The 15,158-nt window shown below is 69.9% G+C and carries 16 protein-coding genes; 12 read left to right on the top strand and 4 right to left on the bottom strand.

Features of this window, described 5'->3' with window-relative positions:
* Window positions 1-4: 4 nt before the first annotated feature.
* Genes JOF29_RS24565 through JOF29_RS24550 form a run of 4 tightly spaced genes read left to right on the top strand, consistent with a single transcriptional unit; the run spans window position 5 to window position 5,329 of the window.
* Entirely contained in the window at window positions 5-1,960 is a 1,956-nt protein-coding gene (locus JOF29_RS24565; RefSeq protein WP_281067430.1) for an acetyl/propionyl/methylcrotonyl-CoA carboxylase subunit alpha, read from the top strand.
* On the top strand, window positions 1,957-3,114 hold the full coding sequence (locus tag JOF29_RS24560) for an acyl-CoA dehydrogenase family protein (RefSeq protein WP_209696818.1): 1,158 nt from the start codon (window positions 1,957-1,959) through the stop codon (window positions 3,112-3,114). The genes JOF29_RS24565 and JOF29_RS24560 overlap by 4 nt, the downstream gene beginning before the upstream one ends.
* A gap of 33 nt (window positions 3,115-3,147) precedes the next feature.
* Window positions 3,148-4,692: an AMP-binding protein gene (locus tag JOF29_RS24555; RefSeq protein ID WP_209696817.1), complete on the top strand. Its 1,545-nt coding sequence runs from the start codon at window positions 3,148-3,150 to the stop codon at window positions 4,690-4,692.
* Window positions 4,685-5,329, top strand: a complete 645-nt coding sequence (locus tag JOF29_RS24550; RefSeq protein ID WP_307863652.1) for a TetR/AcrR family transcriptional regulator — start codon at window positions 4,685-4,687, stop codon at window positions 5,327-5,329. The genes JOF29_RS24555 and JOF29_RS24550 overlap by 8 nt, the downstream gene beginning before the upstream one ends.
* On the opposite strand, the gene JOF29_RS43505 is transcribed toward JOF29_RS24550, so the two are convergent.
* Window positions 5,302-5,442 (bottom strand): helix-turn-helix domain-containing protein, encoded by a 141-nt coding sequence (locus JOF29_RS43505; RefSeq protein WP_245359423.1) that lies wholly within the window; start codon window positions 5,440-5,442, stop codon window positions 5,302-5,304. The genes JOF29_RS24550 and JOF29_RS43505 overlap by 28 nt on opposite strands.
* Complete coding sequence (locus JOF29_RS24545; protein ID WP_307863651.1) at window positions 5,427-6,215, bottom strand: AraC family transcriptional regulator; 789 nt, start codon at window positions 6,213-6,215, stop codon at window positions 5,427-5,429. The genes JOF29_RS43505 and JOF29_RS24545 overlap by 16 nt, the downstream gene beginning before the upstream one ends.
* Between JOF29_RS24545 and JOF29_RS24540 the strand changes: the two genes are divergently transcribed.
* The 4 genes from JOF29_RS24540 to JOF29_RS24525 all read left to right on the top strand — a co-directional run bounded on the left by JOF29_RS24540 (window position 6,146) and on the right by JOF29_RS24525 (window position 9,747).
* Window positions 6,146-6,544: an MFS transporter gene (locus JOF29_RS24540; protein ID WP_209696816.1), complete on the top strand. Its 399-nt coding sequence runs from the start codon at window positions 6,146-6,148 to the stop codon at window positions 6,542-6,544. The two genes, JOF29_RS24545 and JOF29_RS24540, sit on opposite strands and share 70 nt — an antisense overlap.
* A 148-nt stretch (window positions 6,545-6,692) precedes the next feature.
* Window positions 6,693-8,141, top strand: coding sequence for an MFS transporter (locus JOF29_RS24535; RefSeq protein ID WP_209696815.1), 1,449 nt, complete (start codon window positions 6,693-6,695; stop codon window positions 8,139-8,141).
* 14 nt (window positions 8,142-8,155) lie between these two features.
* Entirely contained in the window at window positions 8,156-9,445 is a 1,290-nt protein-coding gene (locus JOF29_RS24530) for a GNAT family N-acetyltransferase (protein ID WP_209696814.1), read from the top strand.
* A 47-nt stretch (window positions 9,446-9,492) separates the two neighbouring features.
* A complete protein-coding gene (locus JOF29_RS24525) occupies window positions 9,493-9,747 on the top strand; it encodes a hypothetical protein (protein WP_209696813.1) in 255 nt (84 codons plus the stop codon).
* 372 nt (window positions 9,748-10,119) lie between these two features.
* On the opposite strand, the gene JOF29_RS24520 is transcribed toward JOF29_RS24525, so the two are convergent.
* A complete protein-coding gene (locus JOF29_RS24520) occupies window positions 10,120-10,308 on the bottom strand; it encodes a hypothetical protein (RefSeq protein WP_209700304.1) in 189 nt (62 codons plus the stop codon).
* 213 nt (window positions 10,309-10,521) lie between these two features.
* Between JOF29_RS24520 and JOF29_RS24515 the strand changes: the two genes are divergently transcribed.
* Genes JOF29_RS24515 through JOF29_RS24500 form a run of 4 tightly spaced genes read left to right on the top strand, consistent with a single transcriptional unit; the run spans window position 10,522 to window position 14,476 of the window.
* Window positions 10,522-11,817 (top strand): NsdA family TPR-like regulatory protein, encoded by a 1,296-nt coding sequence (locus JOF29_RS24515; protein ID WP_209696812.1) that lies wholly within the window; start codon window positions 10,522-10,524, stop codon window positions 11,815-11,817.
* Between the two features lie 9 nt (window positions 11,818-11,826).
* Window positions 11,827-12,357 carry a GNAT family N-acetyltransferase gene (locus JOF29_RS24510; protein WP_209696811.1) on the top strand — a complete coding sequence of 177 codons (531 nt, stop codon included), beginning with the start codon at window positions 11,827-11,829 and terminating at the stop codon, window positions 12,355-12,357.
* 14 nt (window positions 12,358-12,371) lie between these two features.
* On the top strand, window positions 12,372-13,256 hold the full coding sequence (locus tag JOF29_RS24505; protein WP_209696810.1) for an oxygenase MpaB family protein: 885 nt from the start codon (window positions 12,372-12,374) through the stop codon (window positions 13,254-13,256).
* A 26-nt stretch (window positions 13,257-13,282) separates the two neighbouring features.
* On the top strand, window positions 13,283-14,476 hold the full coding sequence (locus tag JOF29_RS24500; RefSeq protein ID WP_209696809.1) for an ROK family transcriptional regulator: 1,194 nt from the start codon (window positions 13,283-13,285) through the stop codon (window positions 14,474-14,476).
* Window positions 14,477-14,481: 5 nt separating this feature from the next.
* Here the strand turns inward: JOF29_RS24500 and JOF29_RS24495 are convergent, their stop codons facing one another.
* Entirely contained in the window at window positions 14,482-15,078 is a 597-nt protein-coding gene (locus JOF29_RS24495; protein ID WP_209696808.1) for a ParA family protein, read from the bottom strand.
* Window positions 15,079-15,158: the final 80 nt, after the last annotated feature.

Raw genomic sequence — 15,158 nt, 5'->3', positions numbered from 1 at the left:
GCCGATGATTTCTTCCGTACTGGTGGCCAACCGGGGCGAGATCGCCCGCCGGGTCTTCCGGACCGCTCGCGCGCTCGGCCTGTCGACGGTCGCTGTCTACTCGACGGCCGATGCGCGGATGCCGTACGTCGACGAGGCGGACGCCGCCGTACAGCTGCCGGGGAATGCTCCGGGCGAGACCTATCTGCGCGCGGACCTGATCGTCGAGGCGGCGCGGCGGGCGGGCGCGGACGCCGTACATCCGGGGTATGGGTTCCTGTCGGAGAACGCGGCGTTCGCGCAGGCGGTGATCGACGCGGGGCTGACCTGGATCGGGCCGCCGGTGGACGCGATCTCGTCGATGGGGTCGAAGATCGAGGCGAAGAAGCTGATGGCGGCCGCCGGAGTGCCGGTGCTTGCCGAGCTCACGCCTGCTGAGGTGGCGGCGGGTGACCTGCCGGTGCTGGTGAAGGCGTCGGCCGGTGGTGGTGGGCGCGGGATGCGGGTGGTCTCGCGGCTGGCGGACCTGGCCGGGGAGATCGAGGCGGCGTCGGCGGAGGCGTTGTCGGCGTTCGGCGACGGGACCGTGTTCTGCGAGCGGTATCTGGCCAGCGGGCGGCATGTCGAAGTACAGATCATGGCCGATCAGCACGGGACGATCTGGGCCGTCGGGGAACGCGAATGCTCCATCCAGCGCCGGCACCAGAAGGTTGTCGAGGAGGCGCCTTCGCCGCTGGTGGAACGCATCCCTTCGATGCGTCCCGCCCTGTTCGACGCGGCACGGAAGGCCGCGGCCGCGATCGGGTACGTCGGCGCCGGGACGGTCGAGTTCCTCGCGGACGAGACCGGCAACTTCTACTTCCTCGAGATGAACACCCGCCTCCAGGTGGAACACCCGGTGACCGAGGAGACGACCGGGCTCGACCTGGTCGAGCTCCAGTTCGCCGTCGCCGCGGGCGAGCACCTCCCGCCGGAACCACCACCGACGGTCGGTCACGCGATCGAGGTCCGGTTGTACGCCGAGGACCCGACCCGCGACTGGCAGCCGCAGACCGGCCGCCTGCACCGCTTCCAGGTCGGGGATGCGCGCCTTTCCGGAACAAATGTCGCACCTGCGGGCGAAAAGGTTCCGGAAAGCGGGCTGCGGGTGGACTCGGGGGTTGAGGACGGGTCGGAGGTTTCGCCGTACTACGACCCGATGCTGGCGAAGGTGATCGCGTACGGGCCTGATCGGACTGCGGTCGCGCGGCGGCTGGCCGGGGTGCTGGGACGCGCGAAGCTCCACGGCGTAGGCACGAATCGGGATCTCCTCGCGTGGATCCTGCGGCACCCGGCGTTCCTCGCGGGAGACACCGACACCGCGTTCTTCGGCGAACACGGAGTCGGGCCTGGGGTTGACGATGCGGTGGTGCGGGTGTCGGCGTTGGCCGCGGCGCTGGCGGATGCGGCCGGCCGGTGTGATCCGGTACGGGTCCCGAGTGGGTGGCGGAACCTTCCGTCGCAACTGCAGCGGAAGAGCTACCGCGTGGGCGAGGTGGTGCACGAGATCGGCTACCGGCTGACCCGCGACGGATTGGTTGTCGATGGCAACATCATCCTCCTCGACAGCACCTCGGAACGGGTGGTGCTCGAAGTCGATGGGGTGCGCAGGATGTTCGAGGTCGCGGCGTACGGCGGGCTCACCTGTGTGGACTCGGCCTTGGGCAGCGTGCAGTTGTCGACGGTCGAGCGGTTCACCGATCCGGCGCAGCAGATGGCCGCCGGATCGTTGGTGGCACCTATGCCGGGGACCGTGGTTCGGGTCGGCGTGCAGGTGGGTGATGTGGTGACGCAAGGGCAGCCGTTGCTGTGGTTGGAGGCGATGAAGATGGAGCACACGATCGCCGCGCCGGTGGACGGGGTTGTCGGGGAGTTGAAGGTGGCAGCGGGACAACAGGTCGAGGTCGGCGCCGTACTGGCCGTGGTTGGGGAGGACGCATGAGCTTCGTCGAATCGGAAGAGCGCCGGGAGCTGCGGAAGGTGGTCGCCGAGCTCGGGAAGAAGTACGGGTACGAGTGGTTCAACCGGCAGGCCCGGTCCGGCGGGAACACCGCCGAGCTGTGGCTGGAGGCCGGCAAGCTCGGGTTCCTCGGGGTGAACCTGCCCGAGCGGTACGGCGGCGGAGGCGGCGGGATGGCCGACCTGTCGATCGTGCTGGAGGAGCTCGGCGCGGCCGGCTGTCCGTTGCTGATGATGGTGGTCTCGCCGTCGATCTGCGGTACGGTGATCTCGCGGTTCGGCACCGACGACCAGAAGCAGCGCTGGCTGCCGGGCCTCGCCGACGGTACGACGATCATGGCGTTCGCGATCACCGAACCCGACGCCGGCTCGAACTCGCACCAGATCACCACCACCGCCCGCCGGACCGAGGACGGCTGGTCGCTGACCGGGCAGAAGGTCTTCATCTCCGGCCTCGACGTCGCGAAGGCCGTCCTGGTCGTCGGCCGCACGGAGGACGCTCGCACCGGCAAGCTGAAGCCGGCGTTGTTCATCGTCCCGATCGACGCGCCGGGCGTGGAGTTCCGGCAGATCGAGATGGACCTGATCAGCCCGGACAAGCAGTACGCCTTGTTCCTGGACGACGTACAGCTCCCGCGCGAAGCGCTTGTCGGATCCGGGGACGCGGCCCTCATGCAGCTGTTCGCGGGCCTGAACCCGGAGCGGATCATGGCGTCCGCGTTCGCGCTCGGGATCGCCCGGCACGCGCTCGGCAAGGCGACGGCGTACGTCAAGGAACGCCAGGTCTGGAAGCACCCGATCGGCGCACACCAAGGGCTCGCGCACCCACTCGCGCAGATCAAGATCGAGCTCGAGCTCGCCCGCCTGATGATGCAGAAGGCCGCCGCGCTGTACGACGCGGGCGACGACATGGGTGCCGGCGAGGCCGCGAACATGGCGAAGTACGCCGCCGGCGAGGTCGCCGTCCGCGCCACCGACCAGGCCGTGCAATCCCTCGGCGGGAACGGTATGACGGTCGAGTACGGCGTCGCCTCGCTGGTCGCCGCCGCCCGCGCGACCCGGATCGCACCGGTGAGCCGGGAGATGATCCTGAACTTCGTCGCACAACACAGCCTCGGACTGCCGAAGTCGTACTAGGTCGTACTAGGTCGTACTAAAAGGAGTGGGGCCATGATCATCACCAGCCAGTTCCCGCCTGTCGCGGTGCTCGACGTACCGATCCACGACGCCGTCCTCGGCAGAGCCCAGGAGTACGGCGACCGGCCGGCGATGGTCGACGGGGTCACCGGCAAGACGCTCAGCTACGCCCAGCTGGACCATCTGACCCGCCGGGTCGCGGCCGGTCTTGCCGAGCTCGGCATCCGGCACGGGGACGTGATCGCGCTCTACAGCCCGAACTCGATCCTCTATCCGGTGGTGTTCTACGGCGCCACCCGCGCGGGCGCGACCGTGACGACCGTGAACGCGCTCTACACGGCGAGCGAGCTGCACAAGCAGTTGATCGACTCGAAGGCGAAGTTGCTGGTGACGATTTCGCTGTTCCTGCCGGTCGCGACCGCGGCGGTCGAAGGTACCGGCGTCGAGCAGATCTTCGTCTGCGACCAGGCCGAGGGGTACCGCTCGGTGCAGGAGCTGTTCGCGTCGACGGGTCCGGAGCCGGTGGTGGAGATCGACCCGGCGGTGGACGTCGCCGTACTGCCGTACTCGAGCGGCACGACCGGTGCGGCCAAGGGCGTGATGCTGACGCACCGGAACATCGCGACGAACATCTCGCAGGCCGAGGTGATGATCACGCTCGGGGACGAGGAACGGATCATCGCGATCCTGCCGTTCTTCCACATCTACGGGCTGTCGGTGTTGATGAACCTGCCGCTGCGGCTCGGCGCGACGGTCGTCGTACTGCCGAAGTTCGAGCTGCAGCAGTTCCTGACCACGCTGGACGAGCAGCGGATCACGCGGGCGTTCGTGGCGCCGCCGGTCGTGCTGGCGCTGGCGAAGCACCCGGCGGTGGACGGGGTCGACCTGTCGGCGCTTCGTTATGTCACCTCGGCGGCGGCTCCGCTCGACGGCGAGCTGGCCGCGGCGTGTGCGAAGCGGCTCGGGTTGCACGCGGTGCTGCAGGCGTACGGGATGACCGAGCTGTCGCCCGGGACCCACGCCGTACCGCAGGACGACCCGGAGCCGCCGCCGGGTGCGGTCGGGAAGCTCTTTCCGTCCACCGAGATGCGGCTGGTCGGTGCCGACGGCAACGATACGGACGAGGGCGAGATCTGGATCCGCGGCCCGCAGGTGATGAAGGGGTACCTCGGGCGGCCGGCCGATACGGACGCCACCGTCGACGCGGACGGCTGGCTGCACACCGGCGACATCGGACGGGTCGACGACCGGGGCTACCTGTACGTCGTGGATCGGGTGAAGGAACTGATCAAGTACCACGGGTACCAGGTGCCGCCCGCGGAGCTTGAGGCCGTACTGCTCACCGACGACCGGATCGCGGACGCGGCGGTGATCGGCGTCGACGCAGACGGGACCGAAGTACCGAAGGCGTTCGTGGTGCCGATGCCGGGGGTCTCGCTGTCCGCGGACGACGTGATGGAGTACGTCGCTGCGCGGGTGGCGCCGTACAAGAAGGTCCGGCTGGTGGAGTTTATCGACGCGGTACCCAAGGCGGCGTCCGGGAAGATCCTCCGCCGGGAGCTGCGGGCCCGTGAGTGAAGTGTTGAATGATGAGCTCGGCACGCTCGCTCATGGGCTGAAAGCGCCGCAGCAGGACCGTTCGCGGGCGACCCGGCAGCGGCTGCTCGAGGCCGCGGTCGAGTCGCTCGCCGAGGTCGGGTACGCCGCGACCACGGTGAGCGTGGTGGCGACGCGGGCCGGGGTGTCGCGGGGTGCGGCGCAGCATCACTTCCCGACGCGGGCGGATCTGTTCGCGGCGGCGGTCGAGTACATGACCGAAGTACGGCTGGCCGAGATCCGGGCGCAGGCGTCCGCGCTGCCGAGTGGCGCCGGGCGGACCGAGGCGATCGTAGGGATGCTGGCGGACGTGTACACCGGGCCGCTGTTCCGGGCCGCGCTGCATCTGTGGGTGGCGGCGTCGACCGAGGAGGCGCTGCGGGCGCAGATCGTCCGGCTGGAGGCGCATGTGGGTCGGCAGGCGCATCGCGCGTTGCTGGAAGTGCTGGAGGTCAGTGAGCGGACGCCCGGGGTTCGGGAGACGGTGCAGGGGGTCCTGGACATGGCACGCGGTCTCGGCCTGGCCGATCTGCTGACGGACGACAGCGCCCGCCGCCGCGGCATCGTCCACCAATGGAGCCGAATCCTCGATCAGGCCCTGCGCGCTCCGGGTGTGTGACCGAAGGCGCGCCGAAAGCTGTCGATGAACGCACTCGTCGACGACCACCCTGTCCGGTGCGCCACCCGAGTCACCGACTCCCCTTCCGCCAGCCGGATCAACGCCCCCTGCAACCTGAGCTGAACCCGCCACGCGGAAACGTCATCCCCAGCTCGCGCTTGAACAGCCGACTCAACGTCCGCTCACTGGCCCCCACCACCCGCCCCAGCTCTGCGAACGTCCTGGAGTCGGCCGGATCCTTCCGCAACAACTCGCACACCGCGACCAGCCGTGGATCACGCCCGGCCGGCAGATAAGTAGGCCGCTCAGCCGACCCCCGCAACTGATCCAGCAGCACCAACCGCAACCGCTCCGCAGACTCCCCGTGCTCACGACAGGTGGCGCGAGCGACGCGAGCAGCTGCGTCGGATAGTCGAGCGGAGGGCGCCGCCTCCCCGGCCTGCGCGCGGGGCGACTCCCACTCTTCAGCCGAGGTGTAGGTGAGGATCAGTTCGCGGAGGAGCGGAGTGACGGAAGGGGCTGTGGGGGCGTCCAGTTCGAGCGGGTTTTCGGTGAGGCCGATCGTGTGGAGCGTGGTTTCGCCGTATGCGCGGTGTTGGTGGAGGGTGCGGGCGGGGATCCAGATCGCCGTGGTGGCGGGAGCTGCCCAGGTGCCCGCGTCGGTGGTGACCGCCAGGACGCCGCGGCCGGCGTACACGATCTGGTGGCGGTCGTGCCAGTGCGGGTCGATGCCGCCGCCGGCCTGGATCGGTCGGTGGCCGGTGCTGGCGGGACGTTGGCGGGACGACCACCGGCGGGACCGCGCTCTTCGTACTGTTGGCCTCCGGCGCGCTCGGCACGCTCCTCGGCGGCCGGCTCGCCACCCGGTACGGACGGGTCCGCACACTGCGAACGTCGTACGCCGTCGCCGTCCCCGCGATCGCCTGCCTGGTCTTCGTTCCCGGGCCGGGGTTCTTCGGCTTCCTCGCGCTGACCGCGATCGCGATGTCGATCCCGTTCTCGCTGCACGTCACCCTCGGCCAGGACTTCCTCCCCGGACGCGTCGGCACGGCGGGCGGTATGACGCTCGGCCTCGCGGTCAGCATCGGCGGCGTCGCGACCCCGGTCCTCGGCACGATCGCGGAGCACACGTCCCTCCGGCTCGCCCTCAGCACGCTCATCGCCCTCGCACTGTGCAGCAGCCTGATCGGCTGCGCGCTCACCGAGCCTGCCTGACTGCGAGCCTCCCGCTCCCGATTCGCGGCGTACTGCAGGGACCGTCGCCTTGCATCTGGCGCGCCTGGCTCGTCGTACCGAGGTGAAGTCCACGAGGCGGTCCACGACTGGGGGAATAGTTACCGGTTCACATACATTGGTCGGTGATATGACTACTGAGCGGATCGACCGAACGGGTGTGGGGCTTCGGTCGGAACGCGGCCCGATCCTGCTCGCGGTGATGTTGAGCGTCGGCCTGGTCGCGATCGACGCGACGATCCTGGCCACCGCCGTACCGTCCGTGGTCGCCGACCTGGGCGGCTTCACCCAGTTCCCCTGGCTGTTCTCGATCTACCTGCTGGCCCAGGCGGTGTCGGTGCCGATCTACGGCAAGCTCGCCGACCAGCGCGGGCGGAAGCCGATGATGCTGCTCGGGGTCGGGCTGTTCCTGCTCGGGTCGGTGCTCTGCGGGTTCGCCTGGAGCATGCCGGCGCTGATCGCGTTCCGGCTGGTCCAGGGGCTCGGCGCGGGTGCCATCCAGCCGATCGGGATGACGATCATCGGCGACATCTACACGGTCGCGGAGCGCGCCAAGGTGCAGGGGTACGTCGCCAGCGTCTGGGGGATCTCGTCGTTCGTCGGGCCGACCCTCGGCGGCGTGTTCTCGGACTACATCTCCTGGCGGTGGATCTTCTTCGTGAACATCCCGCTCGGGATCGCGGCCGCCTGGGTGCTGGTCCGCCGGTTCGAGGAGAAGGTCGCGGACAAGACGGGCCACACGATCGACTACGCCGGCGCCGTGCTGCTCGCGGCCGGCGGTTCGCTGCTGCTGCTCGGGCTGCTCGAGGGCGGCGTGATGTGGGGCTGGGGTTCGGCGCGGAGCATCGTGATCCTGGCCGCGGCCGTCGTACTGCTGATCGCGTTCGTCCTCGTCGAACGCCGCGCCGCCGAGCCGATCCTGCCGCTGTGGGTGCTCGGGCAGCGGGTGCTGAACTCGGCGAACTCGGCGGCGTTGCTGATCGGCCTGCTGATGATCGGCCTGTCGACGTACGTGCCGCTGTTCGCGCAGAGCGTCCTCGGTACGTCGGCGCTGGTCGCCGGGTTCACGCTCGCCGCGATGACGCTCGGGTGGCCGATCGCGGCGTCGTTCGCGGGCCGGATCTACCTGCGGGTCGGGTTCCGGACGACGATGCTGATGGGCGCGCTGATCGTCGTTCTCGGCTCCGGAATCCTGCTCACGGTCGGCACCACGAGCTCCGTACTGCACCTCGCGCTCGCATGCTTCGTGATCGGGATCGGTCTCGGGTTCTCCGCGTCACCGTCGGTCGTGGCCGCGCAGTCGTCGGTCGAGTGGCAGACGCGGGGCGTGGTGACCGGCGCGAACATGTTCGCCCGCTCGGTCGGCAGCGCGGTCGGGGTCGCGGTCTTCGGCGCCGTCGCGAACGGCGTCGTCGCCGCCCGCCTCGGCGGTAACCACACCGACCTCGAGAAGGTCCCCGCCGGCGTCCTCGCTCCCGCGGTCCACGACGTCTACTACGGTGCCGCCGCAGCCGCCCTCCTCCTGGTGATCGCCGTCAGCTTCATGCCCAACCGCGTCACGGAACGCCCACTGCGCTAGCTAGGTTGGGGGGCATGCGTGCTGTCGACTGTGTTGGGGCCTTGATCCGGGACGAGCAGCATCGCGTCTACCTGCAGCGGCGTACGGCGGAGCGGCGGTTGTTGCCGGGGATCTGGGACATCGTCGGGGGGCATCTCGAACCGGGGGAGACGCCCGAGGAGGCACTCGTCCGGGAGGTCGAGGAGGAGACCGGGTGGAAGGTCCGGGACATCGTCTGGACCATGGCGGACTGGGAATGGGAGTGGGAAGGGCGGGTACGCCGGGAGGTCGACTACCTGGTCACCGTCGACGGTGACCTCACCCGCCCACGGCTCGAAGCCGGTAAGCACGACAAGTCCGCCTGGGCCGGCCCGGACGACCTGGACCTGCTGATGGTCAACCGCACCGACGGCGACCGCCGGCTGCGGGACCTGGTGGCGCACGCGGTCCGGACCCGCTTCACCGACCGCCTCCGCCTGGAACCGATCACCGGACCCAACGGGGTCCTGACCGGACATGCGGCGGACCTGGAACGCCTCTTCACGGACCCGTGGGTGGCGCGCTGGTACGACGGCTCGCTGTCGCCGGACGAAGCCGCCGTACGCGTCGCCGAACACCAGGCCGGGTGGGAACGCGACGCCGTCGGCAAGTGGCTCGCGTACGACCGGGTCACCGGCGAGCTGGCCGGCCGCGGCGGGCTGTCCCGGATGCCCGCCGATTCCCCGACTGCCTCAGCGATCGCCACACTGGTCGGACCGGAGTGGGCCGCCGACCGCCTCGAACTCGGCTGGGCCCTCGTCGAATCGGCCCGCGGCCGCGGACTCGCGACGGAGCTCGGCCGGGCCGGGCTGGACTACGCGTTCAGCACCCTGCGGGCGTCGTCGGTGATTGCCTTCACTGAGAGGGCCAACACCGCGTCCCAGGCAGTGATGAAGCGCCTCGGCCTGCAGTACGCCGGCGAGATCCACGCCGAAGGCTGGTCACCCGACGCCTCCGTGGTGCAGCCGGACGCGCCCTTCACCGTCTACCTCGCCAACCACGCGGTCCGTGCGCAGGAGGTCGACGAGGTGGTGGACGACGCCGTGCGGTGGGCCGCGGACCAGGCGGACATCCGCGGGGTCGCGATGGTCGGGTCGTGGGCGCGTGACACCGCCCGGATGACGTCCGACCTGGACGTCGTCGTGCTGACCGACGTACCGGAGCGGTACCTCGGGAACGAGGACTGGCTCGGGGTGTTCGGCGCCGTGGCCGTCGTACGGCGGCAGCGGTGGGGACCACACCTGACCGAGGTCCGGGTCTGCACCGGACCGGAAGCAGACATCTGACTGGTTTCCGGCACAAGTGGCCGTCGAAGCGGCGAGGTTGGGGAGTATTGCCCTCCCGAAACGGGCAGCTACGCTCCCCAAGCCAGGCGGGCGGCGACCCGGCCGGGCTCGCCGCGGTGACGAATCCGCTGGTCGAGCGCGAGTGGCTGACCGGCCGCGAGCTGACGGCGGCCGGGTCGCGTGCCCTGGCGGACCTGAGGAGCAAGGTCCGGGCGCAACGCCGCAGGATCACGGCGGGCATCTCCACCGAGGAGCACCTGGCCGCCGTCGTCCTTCGACAACGGCCAGGCAACCTCGTCTGAGGGCTCCGGGTGTGACCGCCCAGGCGCGGCGGTCACACTCGGAGCCGGCCACCTCAAGGGGGAGGTTCCCGGTGAGGTGTCGGGAGCCTCCGGTGTCCTACCGCCCAGGACACTCGGCCCTGCCTGACCCGAGGTGTCGGTCAGGAGGTGGTTGGAACGGCTGGGCGGCGGCGATACAGGGTCAACCGCCAAGCCCAGCCGGGTCAGGTGGGCGGTGCGGTCCGGGGCTGAGGAGTGCCCCGGACCGCACCTCTGGGTTTCGTCCGGGGACTGAGGAGTGTCCCGGACCTTCCAAGCGCTGCCCCTGGACGTGAGGAGACCCCAGGGTGCAGCTCACCGGGTCTGAGGAGGACCCGGAAACATCAGGGTGTTTCAGTCGGTCGCGTCAAGCGGCCCGAGCAGGTCGTTGGTGACCTTGAGACCGGCGAAACGGCGCCGCATCGCCTGTTCGTATCGGGCTGCCAGCGGCGCCTCCGCGACGTACTGCGCGATCACGTGCTCACCGAACCAGACCCGGACTCTGCGCCGGTGCTGTCTGGACGTGATTTCCGCGATGGTCACAACCTCTCACCCCGTAACTCTCAGGCCTTGCAACCAGTTGGACTTACTGGTTGTCATGGCAGTAATGGTGCACGAGCCCAACGTGACCGCTCTAGGACCTGGACCGGACCTTTGCCGGACCTCTTCCGGTCCTCTCGCGGACATCTGGAGGACAGCACCTTGTCGTGGGGCATAAGTCGAGACAACGTCTGACTGACGTGAACGGGAGGAACGATGGCGGGTAGGTACGCGCCAAAGACGGTCCTGGCGCACCTGATCCAGCGCCGGAACCAGACCTACTCCGAGATCGTCGCCGAGTTCGTCGAGCTGGGTGGAACCATCACCGAGCGGCACCTGCGGCGGCTCGCATCGGGCGAGCGCGCAGGGACCACTCCTCAGACCCGGCGCACCCTGCAACGCCTGTTCGGCAAGCCCGTCGAGGAACTCCTCTCGCCGTACGTCGCCGAACCGGCCGCCCAGGTGGTGCCGGCACCTGCCGCGAGTGGACGGATCACGACAGGTAACGAGATGGAGGTTCTCGACATGGCTGCCAGCCGAGCAAGGGCGTTCGCCCTTGCGGCCCAGTCCGGTCTCGGAAGCGAGGCCATGGAACAGGTGTACGACGACGTACGCCACGCCGCCCAGGCGTACCCACAGCGCCCATTGCCGGAGATCCTCGGCCAGCTGGTCGAGACCCAGGACCTGGTGTTCGGCCTGCTCGAGAGCCGGCAACGCCCGGAGAACCACCGTCAGCTCTACTTCCTGGCCGGTGTCACCGGCGGGCTGCTCGCCAAAGCCTCCCACGACCTCGGTAACCCGCACGCCGCGCTCACCCAGGCGCGGACCGCGTTCATGTGTGCCGACAACGCCGACCACCACGGGCTCCGCGCCTGGGTGCGCGGACTGCAGTCGCTGGTCTCCTACTGGGCCGGCAACCCGCACGACTCGGTGCGCTACGCCCAGCTCGGCGCCGGCTATGCCGAGCAGGCGAACAGCACCACCAGCGTCTGGCTACCGGTCAGTGAGGCCCGCGCCTGGGCCGCGCTCGGCAACCCGGAGGCCACTCGCGCCGCGCTCGAGCGCGCCGAAGAGGCGTGGAACTCGGTGCACAACGACGACCTGGACGACATGGGCGGCCTCTGCACCTTCGGCCGCAACCGCCAGCTGTACTACGCCGCCGACGCGCTGGCGCAGCTGCCGGGAGAGGTCGAGCAGGCCCAGCGGTACTCCAGCCAGGCCGTCGACGCCTACACCGACCAGAACCACCCCGAGTGGGCCTTCGGCGACGCCGCCGGGAGCCACGCCGCGATGGCGATCACCCGGATCGCGAGCGGCGAGCTGGACGGTGCCGCGGACGCACTGGCCCCGGTGCTGACGCTACCGACCGAACGCCGGATCAACGGTGTCGTGCACTCGGCCCGCCGCGTCCACCAGGCGCTGCGGCAGTCCGGTCGCGCGGACGACGCCAGGGAGCTCCAGGAGGAGATCGAGTCGTTCACCCGGACGCCGATGCAGTCCTTCCCCCGGTAGCCTGCGCGGATGGAGCTCAGCGGACAGCTGACCGTACTGCGCGAATTCCGGACCTCCGACCTCGACGACTACCTGGCCATCGCCGGTGATGACCGGGTCACGACCTGGATGGCGTTCGACAGCTACGACCGGACCAAGGCCGAGCAGAACCTGGCCGGCATCGTGCACCGGTCGGCGCAGGAGGACCGGCCCGACTACATGCTCGCGGTCACCCGGCCGGACGAGGATCGGGTGATCGGGTTCGGCCGGATCGCGCCGAGCGGGCCCTGGACGGCCAAGCTCGGCTACGCGATCGGCGCCGACCACTGGGGCCACGGGTACGCGACCGACGCGGCCCGGACGCTCCTGGGGTTCGCCTTCGGCTCGCTCGGCCGGCACCGGGTGACCGCCGCGATCGGGCCGGAGAACGAGGCCTCGATCGCGGTGGTGAAGCGGATCGGTTTCAGCTACGAGGGCCAGCTGCGCGACCATGTGTTCACCAACGGCGTCTGGCGCGATTCCCGGCTCTACTCGCTGCTGGAGCACGAGTACGCCGACTGAGCAACACTGGGTGCATGGCCGCCACCTTCTCTTCCCAGCTGAACCCGCTGCGGGACAGCCTGGCGCGGATGATCCTGACGAAGGTTGCGGGGCCGGACCCACAGGCTGAGCGGGATCGGGTGCACAGCACCCCCGGTCCGCGGTGGTTCGCGCCGGACCGGCCGATCCGCCGGGTGCACGGTGACGCATCGATGTTCGCCGGGGGTCTGCGGGCGCTCCTGCTGCAGTCGCTGCACCCGCTGGCGATGGCCGCGGTCGCGGCGCATTCCGGGTACCGGGGCGATCCGTGGGGACGGCTACGGCGGACCAGCTACTTCCTGGCGATCACGACGTACGGCGCGATCCCGGACGCGGAAGAGGCGATCGCCCACGTCAGGGCGGTGCACGAGCGGGTCCGGGGTACCAGTCCGGACGGGGTGAAGTACCGGGCGTCGGACCCGCACCTGCTCAAGTGGGTGCATGTGGCGGAGGTGGACAGCTTCCTCGCGGCGCACCAGCGGTACGGCGCGCACCCGCTGACCGCTCACGAGCAGGACCAGTACGTCGAGGACGCGGCGCTCGTCGCGGCCAAGCTGGGCGTGATCGACCCGCCCACCACGCTCGCCGAGGTACGCCGGCTGCTGAAGGAGTACCAGCCCGAGCTCCGCGGCACGACGGAAGCACGTCAGGCGGCCCGCTTCATCCTGATACACCCGCCCGTTCCGTGGGCCGCGCGCCCGGCGTACGGCGTACTGACGGCGGCTTCCGTCGGACTGCTCCCGTGGTGGACACGGCTCCCGCTGCGGCTCCCGTACCTCCCGCTGGCCGAGCAGACCGTCGTACGAGCTGCCGGGGACGGGCTCACCAAGACGATCCGCTGGGCGCTGACGTCACCAACACTGGCAGAAACCGGCGCTTAGCGTCCGTCCGCTTGTAAGTTGTTCTCGTGCCGCTGCGTCCTCATCGTCCGCTTCCCCTGGCCACGCCGGCGGGAATCGAGGTGCTGACCAAGATCCTGACCCAGGGGCCGATCCCGCGGGTGCAGATCGCGCGCCGGACCGGGCTGTCGCAGGCGGCGGTGACGAAGGCGGTCGCGCCGCTGATCGAGTCCGGGTTCGTCACCGATGCCCCGGCGGGCGACGAGGGTCAGGTCGGCATCGGGCGGCCGGTCAGCCCGCTGACCGTCGTACCGAGCAGCGTGTCGGTGATCGGCGTCAAGGTCACGCCGACCAGCCTGATCGGGGTCACCACCGACTTCACCGCCGGGATCCTGAACGTACGGCACGAGGAGCTGGACAGTACCGATCCGGAGGTGGTGATCGACCGCCTCGCGGAGCACGTGAAGGCGCTGATCAGCGCGCTCAAGACCGGTACCGCGATGGCCGGCCCGCTGGCCGGGATCGGCATCGCGGTCTCGGGTGATGTCGACGCGACGCACGGCGTGGTCCGGGACTCGCCGCTGATGGGCTGGCGGGGCGTCCAGGTCGCGAAGCTGCTCGGCAAGCGCATCCGGGTGCCGATCCTGGTGTCGAACGACGTCCGCGCGCTGACCGTCGCCGAGCACTGGTTCGGCGCCGGGGTGAACGCGGACTCGTTCGCGGTGGTGACGATCGGCTCCGGCATCGGGTGCGGGCTGTACATCAACGGCGAGGTGGTCTCCGGCGCGTACGGCGTATCCGGCGAGCTCGGCCATCTGCCGCTGGCGCCGGGCGAGCTGGTGTGTACCTGCGGGCGGCGGGGGTGTGTCGAGACGGTCGCGTCGTCGGACGCGATCCTGGCCCGGACGCGGGAGCAGACCGGACGCCCGGAGCTGGATCTGGCCGGGGCGATCGAGCTGGCGCACGACGGGAACCAGCAGGCTCGGGAGGCGTTCGACCGAGCCGGTGAGGTGATCGGGGCCGCGCTGGCCGCGATGGTGAACCTGGTCGGGCCCGAGCTCGTGATGATCGCCGGCGAGGGCGTCGCGGAGTACGACCTGTACGAGGAACGGATGCGGCGCGCGTTCGCGGAGCACGCGTTCGGGGCCGCCGGGGACTGCCGGCTGACGCTCCGTTCGCACACCTTCGACGACTGGGCCCGCGGCGCGGCGGCCACCGTGATCCGCTCCTACGTCCGAGGCGAACCGCCGCTCCAGCGTTAGCCGCCTTAGGTACGAGCAGCGGCGAGGATTTTGCGCCAGACCTTCTTGTAGGACTCGAGGCCGTCGGGGGCAAGCGGGCCGGTCGGGCCGGCGGTGATCGAGACGCGCTCCGGGATGGTGCCCCAGACCGGGATGTTCTCGGCGGCGTACTGCTGCATCGCCTCCTGGTACGAGCGCGTGTACGTGCGCGCCGAGCAGATCACCAGACCGGCCGGCACGTCGTCCGGTACGAGGTCGAGAACGGCCTTCACCCGCGGGGTCTCGACACCGCCGATGCGGGTCGGGATGACCACGATCCGGGCGCGTTCGAGGGCCTTGTTCAGCAGCCGCTCGTGGGACGGCGGCATGTCGACGATGCCGATGCCCTCCGGTGGGACCTTGTCCAGCGCCTTGTTCAGCAGACGCTCGGTCGGGGCCTCCGCGATGTCGATCCTGGAGAGGTGTTCGTCGGCGGACTCCGCGATCCAGTCCGCAGCGCTGCCTTGCGGATCCGCGTCGACCAGGGTGGCTGTGCGACGGTTGGAAGATGCCAGCGCGGCCAAGTACACCGACGTGGTTGTCTTGCCGACCCCGCCCTTCAGTGCAGCTGTCACGATGATCATGGGCACGAACTTACCCGGTTCCGCCGATTTTCCGGCGTGTCGTCGGCGTTGCCGATTCACATCGTGATAGTTGCCCCCGG

The sequence above is a fragment of the Kribbella aluminosa genome (assembly GCF_017876295.1).
Lineage (GTDB): Bacteria > Actinomycetota > Actinomycetes > Propionibacteriales > Kribbellaceae > Kribbella > Kribbella aluminosa.
Note: the sequence above shows the minus strand (reverse complement) of the source record. Positions and strands in the feature narration are given on the sequence as shown.